Genomic DNA, 16,132 nt, shown 5'->3' on the forward strand with positions numbered 1-16,132 from the left:
AAATGTCGGATTTGCGCACGAGGCGACGATCGCGGCGGCGAGGAGGGGCGAGGGGCGAGAGAGGAAGGGCAGGGGCGGCCGCGACGGCGGGGCGGTCAGGCCAGGTCGGACGGGTTGGTGTTGGCGCCGCAGATCAGGACCACTACTCGTTCGTCGGGGGTGGGGATGTAAGCGCCCGACGTCAAGGCCGCGTAAGCCGCCGCGGTGCCGTGTTCGACGGCCAGGCGGTAGTCGTCCCACAGCATGCGGCGGGCGTCGATGAGGGCCTGGTCGTCCACCAGCACCGACGGGATGTCGAAGGCCTGGGCCAGGTCGAAAGCTATCTGCCCGGCGCGCCGGGCGCCCAGCGAGTCGGCGGCCACGCCTGAGACCGGCACGTCGACCGGGGCTCCCGCCTCCAAGGCCGCGTGCAGCGCGGCCGATGTCACCGGCTCCACCGCCACCACCTTCACGGCGGGGGAGAGGGCCGCCATCAAACCCGCGATCAGGCCGCCTCCTCCGGCCGCCACCAGCACCGTGTCGAAGCCGGACGGGAGCTGCTCGGACAGTTCCAGGGCGATCGTGCCGTTGCCCGCCACCATGTTCGGGTCGTCGTACGCGTGGCAGAACAGTGCCCCGGTGGCCTCCGCGTGGTCGACCGCCGCCGTGTACGCCTCCGCGTACTCGTTGCCTACCTGCGTGACCTTGGCGCCCAGCTTGCCCAGCTTCGCCACCTTCACCGGTGGCGCCGTCACCGGCACGAACACCGTGGCCGCCACGCCCAGCTCGCGGGCCGCGTACGCCGCCGCCAGGCCCGCGTTGCCGCCCGACGCGGCCACGATGCCGGCGGGTGGCAGCGCGCCCGCCGCCAGGATCTGGTTGACCATGCCCCGCGTCTTGAACGAGCCCGCGTGCTGCGTCTGCTCCAGCTTGAACCACGTCGTGGGCGCTACCTGGAGGAGCGGGGTGCGCCGCACCCGTGCGCCGATCCGGGTGGCCGCCGCCCGTACGTCCTGAATGTCGATCACTGATGAACCCTAAGCGATGCTCCAGCTCACCCGCCGGGACGCGACGGGTGATCGTTCACCCACGAGGCGCGCTATGTCGAGTAATCGGTTGGAGAAGCCCCACTCGTTGTCGAACCAGCCGCGCACCTTCACCCCGCCGTCCGCGGTCGTCTGCGTGCCCGAGGGGTCGAACAGGCAGGAGGCCGGGTTGTTCTTCACATCGATCGAGACGGTGGGATCCGGGTCGTACGCCAGAACGCCCCTCAAGGGTCCTGCCGCAGCCTCGGCCATGGCCCGGTTGACCTCCTCCACGCTGACCGCGCGCCCGGTCTGCCCGGACAGCTCGGCCAGCGAGCCGATCGGCGTCGGCACCACGTAGTAGCTGTAGCGCATCTCGCCGATCTCCGGCAGCACCACCCGGACCAGGTCGCCGACCACGAAGTTGTGCGGAATGATGCTGTCGCCGGTCGACCGGCCCAGCCGCGGATCGTCACGCGACGTGCCCATCAGGGAGTCCTGCGGTTTCTGCCAGCCCTGGGTGGCCAGCACCACCGTCGAGTTCACCGCGCGTAACCCGAACCGGTCGAGCAGCACCTTGGCCATCACGGTCAGCGCGTTCACGCCGCACGAGCCGGGGGAGACCACGTCGTGCTGGTCCGAGTCGTACGTGTCGTGGTTGGCCCCGTAGACCAGGAACGCGTCCGGCTCGTCGGCCGAGGCGCTGATCACGACCTTGCGGGCGCCGCCGTGGGTGATGTGGGTGCGGGCCGTCGTGCCGGCCCGGAAGCGGCCGGTGGCCTCGATGACGACGTCGACTCCGGCGTCGGCCCACGGAATGCGCTCGGGCCGTTCGTGATGGAACGTGCGGATCGCATGGTCATTGACGACGAGGTGATCGGCGCGGGCCGTGACGGTGCCCGGAAATGCGCCGCGAATGCTGTCCCGGCGCAGCCCGTAGGCCAATTTCTCGGTCGAGGCAAGGTCATTTACCGCCGCAATTGATATTCCCGGATCGGGTGATGCCGCGACTATCCGGGTGATGCTGCGGCCGATACGACCGAATCCATTGATGCCGATCGTGACAGTCATCGAAGGCTCCTCGGCCGCTCTGAATCTCGTTGTGCCGTGCCGGCAGGGGCCCGCGAGTACCCGGTTTCCACCCGCCGTCACGCCCTCGACACTAAGAGTCGTGCAAGTTGCACGTCAACGGAGGACGCGTCACACGGTGTTCTTGATCCACATAAGACCTGGTGGGGCAGGGCCATAGCGCTGCGAACCTCCTAATGGTCACCGGCGATGCCCGGTGCGCCATCCGGATGAACGGTGCGCATTCCGGCCATCGGCGCCCGGCGGGCGCGGCTAATTCGTTTCCGAGAATTCCAACCCGGAGCGAGCCCCTACGGTATTCCGAAATCGATCAGTGAGTGGCCGCAATCACCCGCGTGAGTGCCGAGTGCAACGACTCGAGTTCCTCGATCGGCATGCCCAGACGGGCGACGATCGCGGGTGGGATTTTCTCCGCCTCGGCCCGCAGAGCGCGGCCCTGCTCGGTCAGATCGACGGCGAGGCTGCGCTCGTCGGAGGGGTCCCGCTCGCGGGTGACGTAGCCGACCGCCTCCAGCCGCTTCAGCAACGGCGAGAGCGTTCCCGGGTCGAGCTGGAGGAGCCGGCTGATGTCACGGACGGAGAGCGGCGCGTGCTGCCAGAGGGCGAGCATCACCAGATATTGCGGGTGGGTGAGGTTCATCGGCTCGAGCAGCGGCCGGTAGAGCCCGATCACGCTGCGCGACGCCACCGCCAGAGCGAAGCAGACCTGGCGTTCCAGTTCCAGAGGGTCGTCGGACACTGATGAAGCGTAACGCTTGGGGCGGCAACAATTTGTGCCCCAAGGGTCAGCGGCGGCTGAAGATCAGGGCAAGGGCCGCCAGCAGGACGCCGCTGAACCACAGCATCGCGGTCGTCGGGGATACGAACAGGGTCGCGACGCCGAGCCCCAGCACCGGCACGGTCAGCCCGGCGTAGCCGACGAGGAACAGCCCGGCCAGCGCGCCGCCCCGCTCGGCGGGCGCGGCCGCCGCGGCGATCCGGCCGACCGCCGACTTGAAGAGGATCCCGGCGCCCGCGCCGGCGATCGCCCCGCCGATCAAGAAGACCGGCAGCGAGGTGGCGAGCATCCCGGCCGCGAGCACGACCAGGCCCGCGGCCTGCGCGGCCAGGCCGATCGTGAAGCGGCGGGCGGCCGGCAGCAGGCCCACGCCGGACTGGGCGGCCGCGCCCGCGGCGAAGACCAGGAAGGCGACGAACCCGGCGAGCAGGCGGCTCGGGTGGTGCAGACCGGACGCCACGAAGCTCGGCGCCAGCGAGGTGAACAGGCCGAAGACGGCGAACGCGGTGAACGCTCCGGCCGCCGCGACCAGGGACTTCCCGCTCATCCGGACCCGCTGCGGCCGGTACTTCGGCTTCACCGCGGGCACGGTCACCGTCTCGGGCACGGCGGCCACGGCGACGACGCTCAGGACCAGAAGGACCAGGAAGACGATGTACGGCGTACGGAGCGGCGCGGTGACGTACTGGGCCAAAAAGCCGGCGATCAGCGTGCCGGTGCCCAGCCCGCCCAGGTTGGCCGCGGCCGAGACGACCTCGAAGCGGGTGCCGCCGGCCTGGGGCCGGTGGGCGGTGTGCAGTTCGAGCAGGTACGCGGTGGCCGTGGCGGTCAGCATGCCGACGCCGAGTCCGGTCAGGAGCCGGGCCACGATCAGGCCGGTCAGCGACGGCCAGGCCAGGAAGAGCACCCCGGCCGCGATCTCCAGGGCCAGGGCCGGCAGGAGTACGCGACGCCGGCCGACCCAGTCCGAGATGTGCCCGGCCAGCAGCAGGGCCACGATCACGCCGACCGCGTAGACGGCGAAGACGATGGTGACGGTGAACGAGGAGAACCCGTCGGCGGCCTGGTAGAGCGGATAGAGCGGCGCCGGGATGGTCGAGAAGGCGAGCGCCACGAGATAGACGACGGCGACCAGCCAGAAGGCGGCGCCGTGACGGGCCGACCCGGTGGGAGCACCGGTGGGGGCAGGCTTGGTCATCACGGTCATGAGCCGAGAGTGCGCCGCCCCAAGCATCGAGTCCAACGATGATCCATGCTGAGTAGCATCAGCATCCGTGATGGAACTGCGGCACTTCGAGTACTTCGTGGCCGTGGCCGAGGAACGCAACTTCACTCGGGCCGCCGCACGGCTGCACGTCGTCCAGTCCGGCGTATCGGCGGTGATCAAGGCGCTGGAGCACGAACTGGGCGTCACGCTGCTGGAACGCACTTCGAAGCGGGTGGCGCTGACCGACGCCGGGCAGGCGCTGCTGCCCCGGGCCCGGGCCGCGCTCGAGGCCGCCCAGGCCGCCCGCGACGCGGTCGACGAGGTGCGCGGCGGCCTGCGCGGGACCATCCGTGTGGGCACCCTCACGTCCATCCCGCTGATCGACATGGCCGGCCTGCTCGGCGAATATCACCGCCTGCACCCCGGCGTGACCCTGCGGCTCAGCGTCTCGCCGCGCGGCTCGCGAGGGCTCATGGAGATGCTGGCCGAAGGCGGACTCGACCTGGCGTTCGTCTCGTGGCCCGGCCGGCCGCCGGCCGGCGTCCATCTGCAGCAGGTCGATCACCGCCCGCTGGACCTCGTCCTGCCGATCGACCATCGGCTGGCCACGGCCGGCGAGGTGCACATCGGCGATCTGCAGGGGGAGCCGTTCGTCGACTTCCCGGCCGGATACGGCAACCGGATCGTGGTCGACCGGGCGTTCGCCGCCGCCGGCGTGCAGCGGCAGGTGACCATCGAGGTGACCGACATCAGCAGCGCGGCCGACTTCGTACGGGAAGGTCTGGGTGTGGCGATCGTTCCCCAGTTCGCCGTGCCCGACAAGAGCGGCCTGATCATCAAGCGGGTGGCCGGCGCCGAGCTGGTCTGGCCGCTCGGCATCGCCTTTCCGGCGCTGCGGCGGCCCAGTGCGGCCACGCGGGCGCTGCTCGCCCTGATCGACCGAAACGGTCCCACGAAGGCGGTTCGTCCGTAAACATGAGGAAATGGCGGAAGAACCCCAAGCCGAGTCGGTGCTGCAGTTCCGGCGGTTCGCGCTGGCCGTCTGCGTCATCGGCGTTCTTGTCCAGCTCGGCCTGACCGCGTACTACCTCGGCATGGGCCACAAGGCCCAGCCCCACCATGTGCCGGTCGGGCTGGTGGCGCCCGCGAGCCAGCGGGCCTCGGTCGTCAGCCTGCTGACCGAGAACGGCTACTTCAAGGTCACCGACTACGCGACGGCGGACGACCTGGAGATCGCGATCAAGCGCCGGGACGTCTACGGCGGCGTCGACATCACCGGCAACGAGCCGCACCTCTACGTGGCCAGCGCGGCCGGGGTCGCCGCCTCCACCCTGCTCAAGACCACGTTCACCACGGTTGTGCAGCAGCAGACCGCCGCCGCCCTGGCCGAGCTGGCCACCAAGGGCGACACCATGCCGGTCGCGCAGGCGGAGGAGCTGAACTCGCCGCCGCCGATCACCGACGTGGTGCCGCTGCCGGACGACGACGTCAACGGCGTGTCGCTGGGATATCTCACCCAGGCCCTGGCGCTCGGCGGCACGGTGGCGTCGATGGGTCTCGGCCGCCTGATCCCCCGTACGAAAAGATCCTGGCGCCGTGGCATCGCCCACGTCAGCATCCTGGCCGTCTACGCCGTGGCCTCGGCCGCGGTGATCCTGTGGTCGATGGGCTGGTTCGGCGTCGGCACCACGGCCGACCGCGGCGAGATGCTGGCCATCTTCTCGCTCATCTCGCTGGCCATCACCGCCTCCACCGCGGGCGCGGTCGCGCTGCTGGGACCGGCCGGCGCGCTGATCGGCGCGATGTACTTCACGCTGGGCACGGTGATCTCCGGCGCCAGCATCCTGCCCGAGTTCCTGCCCGCCTTCGGCCGGGTGCTCGGTGAGAACCTGCCGACCGGCGCCGGCGTACAGGCGGTCCGCGACAACCTGTACTTCCCGAACGCGGAGATCCGGTCGCACCTGATCGTTCTCGGCCTCTACGCCGGCATCGGCGCGCTGATCGTGCTGATCACGAACATGCTGCCGAACCGGAAGAACAGCACCTCGGAGGTCGAGCTGGAACTGGTCGAGCGTCTCGAGGGCTCCGAGCGCCGCGAGTCCGTCAACATCTAATCCGGCCGCCGCTGTGTCCGATCAAAGGCGGCATGTCCGTACGCACCAGGGTCCACGTCCCGCTCCGCTTCGCCGACGGCTTCACCGCCACCGCCGACGTGATCACCTTCACCGGCCTGGCCGACGGCAAGGAGCACCTGGCGCTTTTCTTCCCGTCCGCCGCGCCGTCGGACGTCCCGCTCGTGCGCCTGCACTCCGAGTGCCTCACCGGCGACGTCTTCGGCTCGGAGCGCTGCGACTGCGGCCCCCAGCTGCGCGAATCGGTCGAGCGGCTGAGTGTGACCGGCGGATATCTGCTCTACCTGCGCCAGGAGGGCCGCGGCATCGGGCTCTACGCGAAGCTCGACGCCTACGCCCTCCAGGACCAGGGCCTCGACACGTACGCGGCCAATCGCGCCCTGGGCCACGAGGACGACGAGCGTGACTACACGGCGGCGGCCCAGATGCTGGCCGACCTCGGCGTCACGGTGATCGACCTGCTGACCAACAACCCCGACAAAGCCCGTCAACTGCGACTGCACGAGATTGCCGTACGCCGGGTGCTGCCGACCCAGGTGCACGCGACCCCGGCCAACCGGCGCTACCTCCAGGCCAAGATCGACCACACGCGCCACACCATCCGACTTTAGATAGGCCCTCAGGTTTCGACCCAGGTGCCGAACAGGAGTGCGTGGGGATCGAGAGAGTGAACTCGCGCATCGCCGACATCCAGAGCCGGATGATCGCGTTACAGACCCAGCAGGCCGGCAAGACCGCACAGGCCCAGCCGACGACAACGCAGGGCGGCGGCTCCGGCGACGACTTCGCGGCCAAACTCCAGGAAGCCATGTCGGGCACGACGAACACGGCGGCCCGCTCCTACACCCTCAACAGCAAGGGCATCCCGACCGAGCTGGCCGCCTACGGCAACGGCAAGATCCCGGCGAACGCGCTCGAACAGGTGGGCAGCACGAGGCACAAACTGTGGGCACCGGCCGCGCAGGGCCTGAACCAGATGATCGCCGACGCGAAGCGCGAAGGCGTGACGATCGGCATCACCGACTCGTACCGGCCGTACGAGGAACAGGTGGATCTGGCCCGGCGGAAGGGGCTCTACTCGCAGGGTGGGCTGGCGGCGAAGCCGGGCACGAGCGAGCACGGCTGGGGCATGGCGACCGACCTCGATCTTGATTCGAAGGCCCAGGCCTGGATGCGCAAGAACGCTGACAGGTACGGCTTCTCGGAGAATGTGCCGAGGGAGCCGTGGCACTGGGAGTTCAAGCCGAAGACCGCATAGTCGGCCGCCGCTGGGCGCTGCTGCTGGGCCCGCCCACCCCAGGGGGAGCCGCCCGACGCCCATTCTCCGCGCACTTTCCAAGATCGTGCGGGCAGCCTGTGGACGGACCACAACTGTGGACAACGGGCGCGGGCCGGCGCGATCTGCTACACCCTGACGATCAGCTCGCCGTGCAGGAGCGACATCCAGCCGTCGGGGTCGGCCGACCACGCACGCCAGGCCTCGGAGATGCGGGCGAGGTCAGCCTCGGTGGCGGCGGCGGTCCGCAGGGCGGTGGCCGCCATGTCCGACTTCAGGATGCGGTCGGCCCACATGCCACCCCACCAGTCCCGGTCCTCCTGCGTGGCGAAGCACCACGTGCTCGACGTCGCGGTGACGTCGGCCAGGCCAGCCGCGTGGGCCCAGCCCAGCAGACGGCGACCGGCGTCCGGCTCCCCGCCGTTGCCGCGCGCCACCCGCTGATAGAGCGCCATCCACTCGTCGAGCTCGGGCAGCTCCGGATACCACGCGAACGCCCGGTAGTCGCTGTCACGCACGGCGATCACGCCGCCGGGCCGGGTCACGCGGCGCATCTCCCGCAGCGCCGCCACCGGGTCGGTGATGTGCTGGAGCACCTGGTGGGCGTGGACCACGTCGAACGAGGCGTCCGGGAAGTCGAGCGCGTGCACGTCGCCCACCGCGAAGTCGACGTTGGCCAGGCCGCGCCGGGCGATCTCGGCGCGGGCCAGGTCGAGCGCCTCCTCCTTGACCTCCAGGGCGGTCACCCGGGCCGGGGTGACGAGGGCCGCGAAATCGGCCGTGATGGTGCCGGGGCCGCAACCGATGTCCAGGACCGTGACGCCGGAGGAAAGATGCGGCAACAGGTATGCCGCCGAATTCTCTGCGGTGCGCCAGCGGTGTGAGCGCAAGACCGATTCGTGATGACCGTGCGTGTACGTCGCCATGCCACCGACGGTATGCCTGATGTCCCTCGATGTGGGACAAAAATCCCACGATACGGAACAAGGGCAAAGAACTGATTTCTCCGTACGCACGTCAGGCCGTACTTTTGTCGCCATGAGGATCGGCATTGTGGGCGCGACGGGACAGGTGGGCGGCGTCATGCGGCGCATCCTGGCCGAGCGTGCCTTCCCCGTTGAGCAGCTTCGTCTTTTCGCGTCCGCGCGCAGCGCCGGCCGCACTCTCCCGTGGGGCGACGGCGAGGTGACCGTCGAGGACGCCGCGACCGCCGACTACCGCGGTCTCGACATCGTCCTGTTCTCGGCGGGCAAGGGCTCCTCCAAGGAGTACGCGCCGCGTGTGGCCGAGGCCGGCGCCGTGGTCGTCGACAACTCGTCGGCCTGGCGGATGGACCCCGAGGTTCCGCTCGTCGTCTCCGAGGTCAACCCGGACGCGGCCCGCAACCGGCCCAAGGGCATCATCGCCAACCCGAACTGCACCACCATGGCCGCCATGCCGGTGCTGCGCCCGCTGCACGACGAGGCCGGGCTGGTCGCGCTGGTCGCCACCACCTATCAGGCCGTCGGCGGGGCCGGGCTGGCCGGCGTGGCCGAGCTCGACGAGCAGATCAAGAAGGTCGCCGACCGGGCCACCGAGCTGACCTTCGACGGGTCCGTCGTGGAGTTCCCGGCGCCGCGCTCGTTCGCCAAGCCGATCGCCTTCAACGTGCTGCCGCTGGCCGGCTCGATCGTCGACGACGGCTCGAACGAGACCGACGAGGAGCAGAAGCTGCGCAACGAGAGCCGCAAAATCCTCGATCTCCCGTCGCTGCTGGTCTCCGGCACCTGCGTACGGGTCCCGGTCTTCACCGGCCACTCCCTTCAGCTCAACGCGCGCTTCACCCGGCCGATCAGCCCTTCGCGGGCCCGCGAGCTGCTGGCGAACGCGCCCGGCGTCGAGCTGTCCGACGTGCCGACGCCGCTCGAGGCGGCCGGCCGCGACCCGTCGTACGTGGGCCGGATCCGCGCCGACGAGACGGTGGAGAACGGCCTGGCCCTGTTCGTCTCGAACGACAACCTGCGCAAGGGCGCGGCCCTCAACGCCGTGCAGGTGGCGGAGTTGGTGGCCGCCGAGCTCTGAGCTCCGCTTTCACGAACCGCCCCGGCCGGGTTACGGCCGGGGCGGTTTTTGTTGCGTACGCCTCATCCTCCATTGTGGAAATCTAGGACTTTTTGCCCGAATCGGTGGCGGATGGTCGGTTTGAGGTGCAGAGTGATTGCATGAACGACAGTGGGCCCGGCGGAGGCGGCTACTTCTGGTGCCTTCGCGACAGTCGGGTCGAGACCGGCGAGGACGTGTGTCCCGCCCAGTACCGGCTCGGCCCCTACGCCACGGCTGACGAAGCGACGCGGGCTCTCGAGACGGTCGAGAAGCGCAATGCCGATTGGGATGCCGAGGATGCCCGCTGGACCGGGGAGGTCAGCTAACAGCCGGCTCCGACGTCCCTGAGTCCAAGCCGGATCTTCGCAGTCTCCAGGCGGAGACGAGCCCGCAGTCATTCGCAAGGAGGAACACCCTGATGGCCGCTGCCAAAAAGGCCCCGACCAATCTCGCCACAAGAGCGGGCAAAAGCACCCTAACCGCCAAGCCAGCCCGGTCCACGAGCGCCCCGAAGCCACCCGCCGCCGGCACGCGCGCCACCACCGCGTCGGCGACCCGGAAGAGCGCCGCGCCGACGTCCCGGTCCGCCGCCACTTCGGCCACGCGATCGACGGCCGCTTCGGCCCGGTCCGCTGCGGGCAAGCCGGCCGTGACGAAGGCCGCCGCTTCGAAGAGCGCCGCCGTGAAGTCGACCGCCGCCGCGAAGACCGGCGCAGCGAAGATCGCCGCCGCGAAGGCGGGCGCGACGAAGACTGCTGCCGCGAAGACTGCCGCTGTGAAGACGGTGGCGCCGAAGCCGCGTAGTGCGGCGAAGAGCGTTGCCGCCAAGCCGGTGGCGGCGCGGGCGCTAGCCGCCAAGGGCGCCGGGCCGAAGGTGACCACAGCCAAGGTGGCGCCCTCCACGAAGGCGTCGAGGACGGCCGCGGCCAAGCCGGTCATGCCGAAGCCGGCGCCCCCGAAGCCGGGCGCGCCGAAGCCGGCCGCCGTGCGGGGCGCTGGAGCGAAGGCAGCCGTGCGGGGCGCTGGAGCGAAGGCAGCCGTACGGGGCGCTGGAGCGAAGGCAGCGACCTCGAAGACGAGCGCGGTGACCGGTTCCAAGGCGACTGCGGGCGCGGCGAAGGCGACCGGTTCCAAGGCTGGCGCGGTAAAGGCGACCGGTTCCAAGGCTGGCGCGGTGAAGAGTGCCACGACGAAGGCGGCCGGCTCGAAGGTGGCTGCCGTGAAGAACGTCAAGGCGGTCGCGCCGAAGCAGGCCGCGAAGCCGGTGGCGAAGTCCGCGGCGGCTAGCAAGTCGGCGGCGGCCAAGACTGGGGCGGTCAAGCCGGTCGGGAGCAAGGCGCCGGCGCGGGTTTCGGGGCGGACGGGGCTCACGGGAGCGGTGCGGGGTGCGGCGGCGGGTGAGGCCGTACGGCCGGCGCGTGCGGCCGGGGCCCGGGGTGGCAAGCGGCCGGTGACGCCGCGGCGTACGGCGGCGGCCATGGGAACCGGGCCGAACATGACTACCGCGTCGATCGACGACGCGGGATCGGCTCCGGCGGCGGACATGGAAGAGGACTTCGCCGCGGCGCCCGACATGGAAGTGGCTACCGAGTCCGGCGTTCGGCCGGCCAAGAGGGGTACGCCGAAGCGCGCGCGGACCACCGGCAAGGGCGCCGCTCCGGCCGGGTCGGCCCGGCCGAGCGCACGCAAGGCGGCCGGCGGCACGGCCCCCGCGAACAAGGCCGCCGCCAACACGGCCCCCGCGAACAAGGCGGCGACGCCGGCGCGAAAGGCGGCCACCAAGGCAACGACAGCCGCGGCGAAGAAGGCGGCGACGGCGAAGGCCACGACAGCCGCGGCCAAGAAGACGGCCGCGAAGGCGGTCACCGCTACCAAGGCCACTGCGGCGAACGCTGCCACCAAGGCGACCGGAGCGAAGGTGACCGCTAAGAAGGCGGCGGCCAAGGCTGCGGCCACGAAGGCGACGGCGGCGAAGGCGACCGCGGCGAAGGTGGCCGGCACGAAGGCGACCGCAGCGAAGGCGACCGCAGCGAAGGCGACCGCAGCGAAGGCGACTGCGGGGAAGGCGGCTGGCACGCGGGCGACAGCTGGCACGCGGGCGGCGGCTGGCACGCGGGCGATGGCTGGCACGCGGGCGACGGCGGCCAAGGCGACCGGGGCCACGGCGGGTGCGGCGGCGAAGAAGGCGGCCACCGCTCAGACGGCGGCGGCGAACACCGCTGCGGCCAAGAGCGCGGCCAAGAAGGCAGCCGAGTCGGCGCGGAAGATGGCGGGGCGTTCGTCCGAGGTGGCCAAGACGGCCAGCGCCAATGTCGGTGCGGCCAAGAGCGCGGCGTCGCGGAGCGCTGGTACGGCGCGGAAGACGGCCGGGCGGGCGGCGGAGACGGCGAAGACGGCCACAGCCAACGCGGCGGCGGCCAAGAGCGCGGCCGCTCGTTCCGCGCGGAAGGTCGCGGGGCGTGCGAGCGCGATCGGCGAGACGGCGATCGCGAACACGGCGGCGGCCAAGAGTGCGGCCTCACGCCGGGCGGCGTCGGCGAGCAAGGTCGCCGGCCTTTCCTCCTCGATGGAGGAGACCGCGGCCGCGAACACCGCCGCGGCCAAGAGCGCACGTGCCGGAACCGCTTCGGCCCGCAAGGCCACGGCCGGCGCGACCCGTGCCGGCGGCAAGGCGACCAGCGGCACAGCGGCCGACGGCAAGGCAACCCGCGGCACAGCGGCCGACGGCAAGGCGGCCGGCGGCAAGGCAACCCGCGGCACGGTGGCCGGCGGCAAGGCGGCCGGCGGCAAGGCAACCCGCGGCACGGCGACCGGCGGCAGGGCGGCCGGAGCCAAGGCCACGGCCAACGCCCGCGCGGCCAAGGTCGCGACAGCGGCCAAGGCGGCAACGGCCAGCACGGCGACAGCCACCCGCGCCACAAAGGCCACAAAGGCGACAACCGCAAAGTCCACGGCCACAAAGACCATGGGCACGAAGGCCGCAGCCACAAAGGCAACGGCCACGAAGGCCACGGGCGCGGGCACGGGCATCAAGGCCACGGCTGCCAAGGCGGGTGGCAGGAGCGCGGGCGCGGCCAAGAAGGCGGCGGCCAAGACCGCCGCCAAGGCGCCCGCGAAGAAGGCTGTCGGGACTGCGGCGGTGGCTACGGCAAACAAGCGGGCGGCCGCCTCCGCGGCTCCGCGGTCGGCTGTGGCCAAGGTTGCCGGTCTCAGTCCGGTGGTGGCCAAGGGCGGTAACCGTCCGGCGGCCGCGCCCTCCGCGAAGCGGTCGGCGGCCAATGAGACGACCGCGGGGCGGACCCGGGCCGCCAAGGCTACGAACACCCGCCAGTCCGGTCCGACTGCGAAGAACTCGTCCACCAACGCGTCCAAGGTTGCCAAGGCCACGACGGGCGCCGCCGCCCGCCGGGCCGCCGCCGGCAACACCCCGGCCGCGGACATGCTCGACGCCCGCCCGTCGACCGGCCGAAAGGTGGCCGCCAAGCGGGCGCGCTGACCGGGAACCGGCGAAAGGTGGCCGCCATCATGGCGCGCTGACCGGAAACCGGCGAAGGTGGCCGCCAACAGGGCGCGCTGACCGGAAACCGGCGAAAGGTGGCCGCCAACAGGGCGCGCTCACCGGAAAACCGGCTACTGGCGTGAAGCAGAGGAGGGCCGTGCCGTATGGCGCGGTCCTCCTCTCGCGTGTGGGCTGGTAGGAATGAGCCGTGCCGATCAGACGCGTGTGGGCTCCGGACATCGACTTCGCCGGGCTGCGGCGGGAGTTGAAGCTGCCGGGGGAGTTTCCGGCCGAGGCTCTGGCCGAGGCGGAAGCGGCGGCCGGGCGGTCCCTCGCGGCGGCGGCCGACCTCACCGATGTGCCATTTGTGACCATTGATCCGGCTTCCTCGCGGGATCTCGATCAGGCGATGCATCTGAGCCGGCACGACGGCGGCTACCGGGTGCTCTACGCGATCGCCGATGTCGCCTCCTTCGTGCGGCCGGGTGGGCCTCTCGAGGCCGAGACCTGGGCTCGCGGGCAGACCATCTACCTGCCGGACGGGCGGATCCCGCTGCATCCGCCCGTGCTCAGCGAGGGGGCCGTGAGCCTTTTCGCCGATGTCGAGCGGCTCGCCGTCGTCTGGACCATCGACCTCGACGCCGACGGCTCGATGACCGGCGTTCAGGTCGGGCGGGCCCGGGTGCGGAGCCGGGCCAAGCTCGACTACGCGGGCGTGCAGCGTGAGGTGGACGCCGGCACGGCCGCCGAGCCGTACGCGCTGCTGCCCGAGCTGGGCAGTCTGCTGGCCCGGCGGGCCGGTGAGCGTGGCGCCGTCAACCTGCCCCTGCCCGAGCAGGAGGTGGAGCGTGACGGTGACGGCTGGCGTCTGGTGCTGCGGGCGCCACTGCCGGTCGAGGAGCACAACGCTCAGATCTCGCTGCTGACCGGCATGGCCGCGGCCGATCTGATGCTGCGCGGCGGGATCGGGCTGCTGCGGACCATGCCGCCGCCGAAGCCCGAGGCGGTCGTGAAGCTTCAGGCCGCCGCGAAGTCGCTCGGGGTGCTGTGGCCGGGCGGCGCGCCCGTCGGTGAAGTTGTGGCCACGGCCGATCCGGCCACCCCGCGCGGTGCGGCCTTCCTCGAGCAGGCGGCCGACCTGCTGCGCGGGGCCGCCTACACGGCCTTCGACGGTGCGGCGCCGGCTCTGACCGGGCACGGCGGGGTCGGTTCGCCGTACGCCCATGTCACCGCCCCGCTGCGACGGCTGGCCGACCGCTACGCCACCGAGGTCTGCCTGGCCCTCGCGGCCGGCGCGCCGGTGCCGGACTGGGCGCGGGAGGCCCTGCCCAAGCTGCCGAAGGTGATGGCCGACTCCGACCGGGTGGCCGGCTCGGCCGACCGGGCCGCCGTCGACCTGGCCGAGGCCGTGCTGTTGCGGGGGCGGGTCGGTGAGGTCTTCGCGGCCGGCGTGCTCGACGCCGACGGGACCATCGCCATCGACGACCCGGCCGTGCGGGCCCGCTGCAAGGGCGGCCTGCCGGTCGGCACGCGGGCCCAGGTGCGCCTGACCCTGGCCGACCCGGCCACCCGCAAGGTTCAGTTCGAGCCGGCCTGACTCACTTCCGCAGGCCCTCGATGAGGAAGCCGATCATCTGCCGGGCGTCGTAGCCGTCGTCGCGGCCGGCGCCGATGCAGAGGTTGCCGACGCCGCGCAGCAGCCCGACCGGGTTGACGCCGGGCACGATCTGGCCGGCCGCGGTCGCGGCGTCCACGATCTCGGCGCAGACGGGCACGAGACGTTCCAGGAAGTACGCGTGCAGGTCGCCCGCGTTCAGCGCCTCGGGCAGCCCGTGCTTCGTGACGAGGAAGTCGGCGAACAGGTCGATCCAGCGGCGCAGCGCTTCGTGCGGCGACGCGCTGGCCGCCAGCAGCTCGGGGCCGGCCGCCGCGCACTCCTCGACCTGGTGCCGGAACACCGCCACGATCAGGTCGGAGCGGGCCGGGAAGTGGCGGTAGATCGTCCCGACGCCCACTCCGGCCTTCGCGGCGATGTCGCGCACGGGCGCGTCCACGCCCGATTCCACGAACGCGGCCGCAGCCGCGTCGAGCAGGGCCTTCTCATTCCGCCGGGCGTCGGCGCGCTTCGTCACAGTCACTCTCCTTGCTAACCGGAACTAGGTTCCGTATCGTGGCTATCGGAACAAGGTTCCGCTTGTTCATGATGTCAGAGCAGGAGCCCCTATGAACACCATCGTTTCGGTCAAGCCGGTCGTCATTCCCGGTGAGAACCTTCTCGTACGGGTCACCGCGCCGGCCGAGGGTGACGATCTGCCGGTCGTGGTCTTCTCGCACGGCTTCGGCGAGTCCCTCGACGGGTACGCCCCGCTGGTCGACCACTGGGCCGCGAACGGCTTCGTCGTGGTCCAGCCGACTCACCTCGACTCGCGCACCGTGGCCCTGCCCGCGGACGACCCCCGCACGCCGCTGATCTGGCGGCTCCGCGTCCAGGACCTCTCCCGGGTCATCGACGCGCTCGACCTGATCGAGAGCGTCGTCCCCGGCACGATCGACCGCGGCCGCGTCGCCGTGGCCGGCCACTCGTGGGGCGCGCAGAGCGCCGGCATGCTGCTCGGCGCCCGCGTCGACGGCGACGACTTCGCCCTGCCGGACGTCCGGGTCAAGGCGGGCGTGCTGTTGGCACCGGCCGGCCGGGGTGGCCTCACCCCGTTCGCCGCGGAGCACTTCGCCTTCATGAAGCCCGACTTCTCCACGATGACCACGCCGGCCCTGATCGTCGCCGGTGACAACGACCAGTCGGCCCTCACCACGCGCGGCCCCGACTGGTTCACCGACGCCTACTTCCAGAGCCCGTCCCCGAAGGCCCTGCTCACCCTCTTCGGCGGCGAGCATTCGCTGGGCGGCATCACCGGATATCGCGTCACCGAGACCACCGACGAGAGCCCCGAGCGCGTCGCTCTCATCCGTGGCGTCAGCACTGCCTATCTGCGCGCGGCCCTGGGCATCGACCCGTCGGCCTGGCCGGTCGAGCCGGACGAGCACGGCAAGATCGAGTTCAAGTAGCC

Annotated in this window: 16 protein-coding genes; 9 read left to right on the forward strand and 7 right to left on the reverse strand. The window is 71.3% G+C overall.

The genetic code is table 11. The features are described from left to right. Positions 1-95: 95 nt before the first annotated feature. From ACQP2X_RS08585 to ACQP2X_RS08600, 4 genes are all read right to left on the reverse strand, one after another. A complete protein-coding gene (locus tag ACQP2X_RS08585) occupies positions 96-1,007 on the reverse strand; it encodes a threonine/serine dehydratase (RefSeq protein WP_498695566.1) in 912 nt (303 codons plus the stop codon). Between the two features lie 9 nt (positions 1,008-1,016). Beyond that, a complete protein-coding gene (locus tag ACQP2X_RS08590; RefSeq protein ID WP_498695568.1) occupies positions 1,017-2,075 on the reverse strand; it encodes a type I glyceraldehyde-3-phosphate dehydrogenase in 1,059 nt (352 codons plus the stop codon). A 328-nt stretch (positions 2,076-2,403) separates the two neighbouring features. Further along, positions 2,404-2,832 (reverse strand): MarR family winged helix-turn-helix transcriptional regulator, encoded by a 429-nt coding sequence (locus ACQP2X_RS08595; protein ID WP_498695570.1) that lies wholly within the window; start codon positions 2,830-2,832, stop codon positions 2,404-2,406. 46 nt (positions 2,833-2,878) lie between these two features. Continuing rightward, complete coding sequence (locus ACQP2X_RS08600; RefSeq protein ID WP_498695571.1) at positions 2,879-4,078, reverse strand: MFS transporter; 1,200 nt, start codon at positions 4,076-4,078, stop codon at positions 2,879-2,881. Positions 4,079-4,148: 70 nt separating this feature from the next. Between ACQP2X_RS08600 and ACQP2X_RS08605 the strand changes: the two genes are divergently transcribed. From ACQP2X_RS08605 to ACQP2X_RS08620, 4 genes are read left to right on the forward strand one after another with little or no spacing between them, the layout of a single operon-like run. Further along, positions 4,149-5,051, forward strand: coding sequence for a LysR family transcriptional regulator (locus ACQP2X_RS08605; RefSeq protein ID WP_498700860.1), 903 nt, complete (start codon positions 4,149-4,151; stop codon positions 5,049-5,051). Between the two features lie 10 nt (positions 5,052-5,061). Continuing rightward, the gene (locus tag ACQP2X_RS08610) at positions 5,062-6,192 is read left to right on the forward strand and encodes a hypothetical protein (protein ID WP_498695572.1); all 1,131 of its coding nucleotides are present in this window, start codon (positions 5,062-5,064) and stop codon (positions 6,190-6,192) included. Between the two features lie 32 nt (positions 6,193-6,224). Further along, positions 6,225-6,821 (forward strand): GTP cyclohydrolase II, encoded by a 597-nt coding sequence (locus ACQP2X_RS08615; RefSeq protein WP_498695573.1) that lies wholly within the window; start codon positions 6,225-6,227, stop codon positions 6,819-6,821. Between the two features lie 41 nt (positions 6,822-6,862). Beyond that, positions 6,863-7,468: a M15 family metallopeptidase gene (locus tag ACQP2X_RS08620; protein WP_498695574.1), complete on the forward strand. Its 606-nt coding sequence runs from the start codon at positions 6,863-6,865 to the stop codon at positions 7,466-7,468. A gap of 146 nt (positions 7,469-7,614) precedes the next feature. Here ACQP2X_RS08620 and ACQP2X_RS08625 read toward each other — a convergent pair whose 3' ends face one another. After that, entirely contained in the window at positions 7,615-8,412 is a 798-nt protein-coding gene (locus ACQP2X_RS08625; protein ID WP_498695575.1) for a class I SAM-dependent methyltransferase, read from the reverse strand. Positions 8,413-8,524: 112 nt separating this feature from the next. Between ACQP2X_RS08625 and ACQP2X_RS08630 the strand changes: the two genes are divergently transcribed. Both ACQP2X_RS08630 and ACQP2X_RS08635 read left to right on the forward strand, forming a co-directional pair. Further along, on the forward strand, positions 8,525-9,547 hold the full coding sequence (locus ACQP2X_RS08630; RefSeq protein ID WP_498695576.1) for an aspartate-semialdehyde dehydrogenase: 1,023 nt from the start codon (positions 8,525-8,527) through the stop codon (positions 9,545-9,547). A gap of 140 nt (positions 9,548-9,687) precedes the next feature. Continuing rightward, positions 9,688-9,894 carry a hypothetical protein gene (locus ACQP2X_RS08635; protein ID WP_498695578.1) on the forward strand — a complete coding sequence of 69 codons (207 nt, stop codon included), beginning with the start codon at positions 9,688-9,690 and terminating at the stop codon, positions 9,892-9,894. Here the strand turns inward: ACQP2X_RS08635 and ACQP2X_RS08640 are convergent. Further along, positions 9,887-11,716, reverse strand: coding sequence for a hypothetical protein (locus ACQP2X_RS08640; RefSeq protein ID WP_498695580.1), 1,830 nt, complete (start codon positions 11,714-11,716; stop codon positions 9,887-9,889). The genes ACQP2X_RS08635 and ACQP2X_RS08640 overlap by 8 nt on opposite strands. Between ACQP2X_RS08640 and ACQP2X_RS08645 the strand changes: the two genes are divergently transcribed. Together ACQP2X_RS08645 and ACQP2X_RS08650 are read left to right on the forward strand one after the other, a co-directional pair. Further along, positions 11,688-13,064, forward strand: coding sequence for a hypothetical protein (locus tag ACQP2X_RS08645; protein ID WP_498695583.1), 1,377 nt, complete (start codon positions 11,688-11,690; stop codon positions 13,062-13,064). The two genes, ACQP2X_RS08640 and ACQP2X_RS08645, sit on opposite strands and share 29 nt — an antisense overlap. A gap of 211 nt (positions 13,065-13,275) precedes the next feature. Continuing rightward, entirely contained in the window at positions 13,276-14,664 is a 1,389-nt protein-coding gene (locus tag ACQP2X_RS08650) for an RNB domain-containing ribonuclease (RefSeq protein ID WP_498695584.1), read from the forward strand. Position 14,665: 1 nt separating this feature from the next. On the opposite strand, the gene ACQP2X_RS08655 is transcribed toward ACQP2X_RS08650, so the two are convergent. After that, the gene (locus tag ACQP2X_RS08655) at positions 14,666-15,205 is read right to left on the reverse strand and encodes a TetR/AcrR family transcriptional regulator (protein ID WP_498695586.1); all 540 of its coding nucleotides are present in this window, start codon (positions 15,203-15,205) and stop codon (positions 14,666-14,668) included. A gap of 85 nt (positions 15,206-15,290) precedes the next feature. Between ACQP2X_RS08655 and ACQP2X_RS08660 the strand changes: the two genes are divergently transcribed. Beyond that, positions 15,291-16,130 carry an alpha/beta hydrolase family protein gene (locus ACQP2X_RS08660; RefSeq protein WP_498695588.1) on the forward strand — a complete coding sequence of 280 codons (840 nt, stop codon included), beginning with the start codon at positions 15,291-15,293 and terminating at the stop codon, positions 16,128-16,130. Positions 16,131-16,132: the final 2 nt, after the last annotated feature.

Origin of the sequence: Actinoplanes sp. CA-131856, from assembly GCF_050956135.1 — a bacterium.
Classification (GTDB): Bacteria; Actinomycetota; Actinomycetes; order Mycobacteriales; family Micromonosporaceae; genus Actinoplanes.

Bases quoted from the DNA above. Each gene is read 5' to 3' on its own strand.
- ACQP2X_RS08635 (WP_498695578.1), top strand. From the start codon at position 9,688: ATGAACGACAGTGGGCCCGGCGGAGGCGGCTACTTCTGGTGCCTTCGC.
- ACQP2X_RS08615 (WP_498695573.1), top strand. From the start codon at position 6,225: ATGTCCGTACGCACCAGGGTCCACGTCCCGCTCCGCTTCGCCGACGGC.
- ACQP2X_RS08600 (WP_498695571.1), bottom strand. From the start codon at position 4,078: ATGACCGTGATGACCAAGCCTGCCCCCACCGGTGCTCCCACCGGGTCG.
- ACQP2X_RS08630 (WP_498695576.1), top strand. From the start codon at position 8,525: ATGAGGATCGGCATTGTGGGCGCGACGGGACAGGTGGGCGGCGTCATG.
- ACQP2X_RS08645 (WP_498695583.1), top strand. From the start codon at position 11,688: ATGGCTGGCACGCGGGCGACGGCGGCCAAGGCGACCGGGGCCACGGCG.
- ACQP2X_RS08605 (WP_498700860.1), top strand. From the start codon at position 4,149: ATGGAACTGCGGCACTTCGAGTACTTCGTGGCCGTGGCCGAGGAACGC.
- ACQP2X_RS08625 (WP_498695575.1), bottom strand. From the start codon at position 8,412: ATGGCGACGTACACGCACGGTCATCACGAATCGGTCTTGCGCTCACAC.
- ACQP2X_RS08610 (WP_498695572.1), top strand. From the start codon at position 5,062: ATGGCGGAAGAACCCCAAGCCGAGTCGGTGCTGCAGTTCCGGCGGTTC.
- ACQP2X_RS08660 (WP_498695588.1), top strand. From the start codon at position 15,291: ATGAACACCATCGTTTCGGTCAAGCCGGTCGTCATTCCCGGTGAGAAC.
- ACQP2X_RS08590 (WP_498695568.1), bottom strand. From the start codon at position 2,075: ATGACTGTCACGATCGGCATCAATGGATTCGGTCGTATCGGCCGCAGC.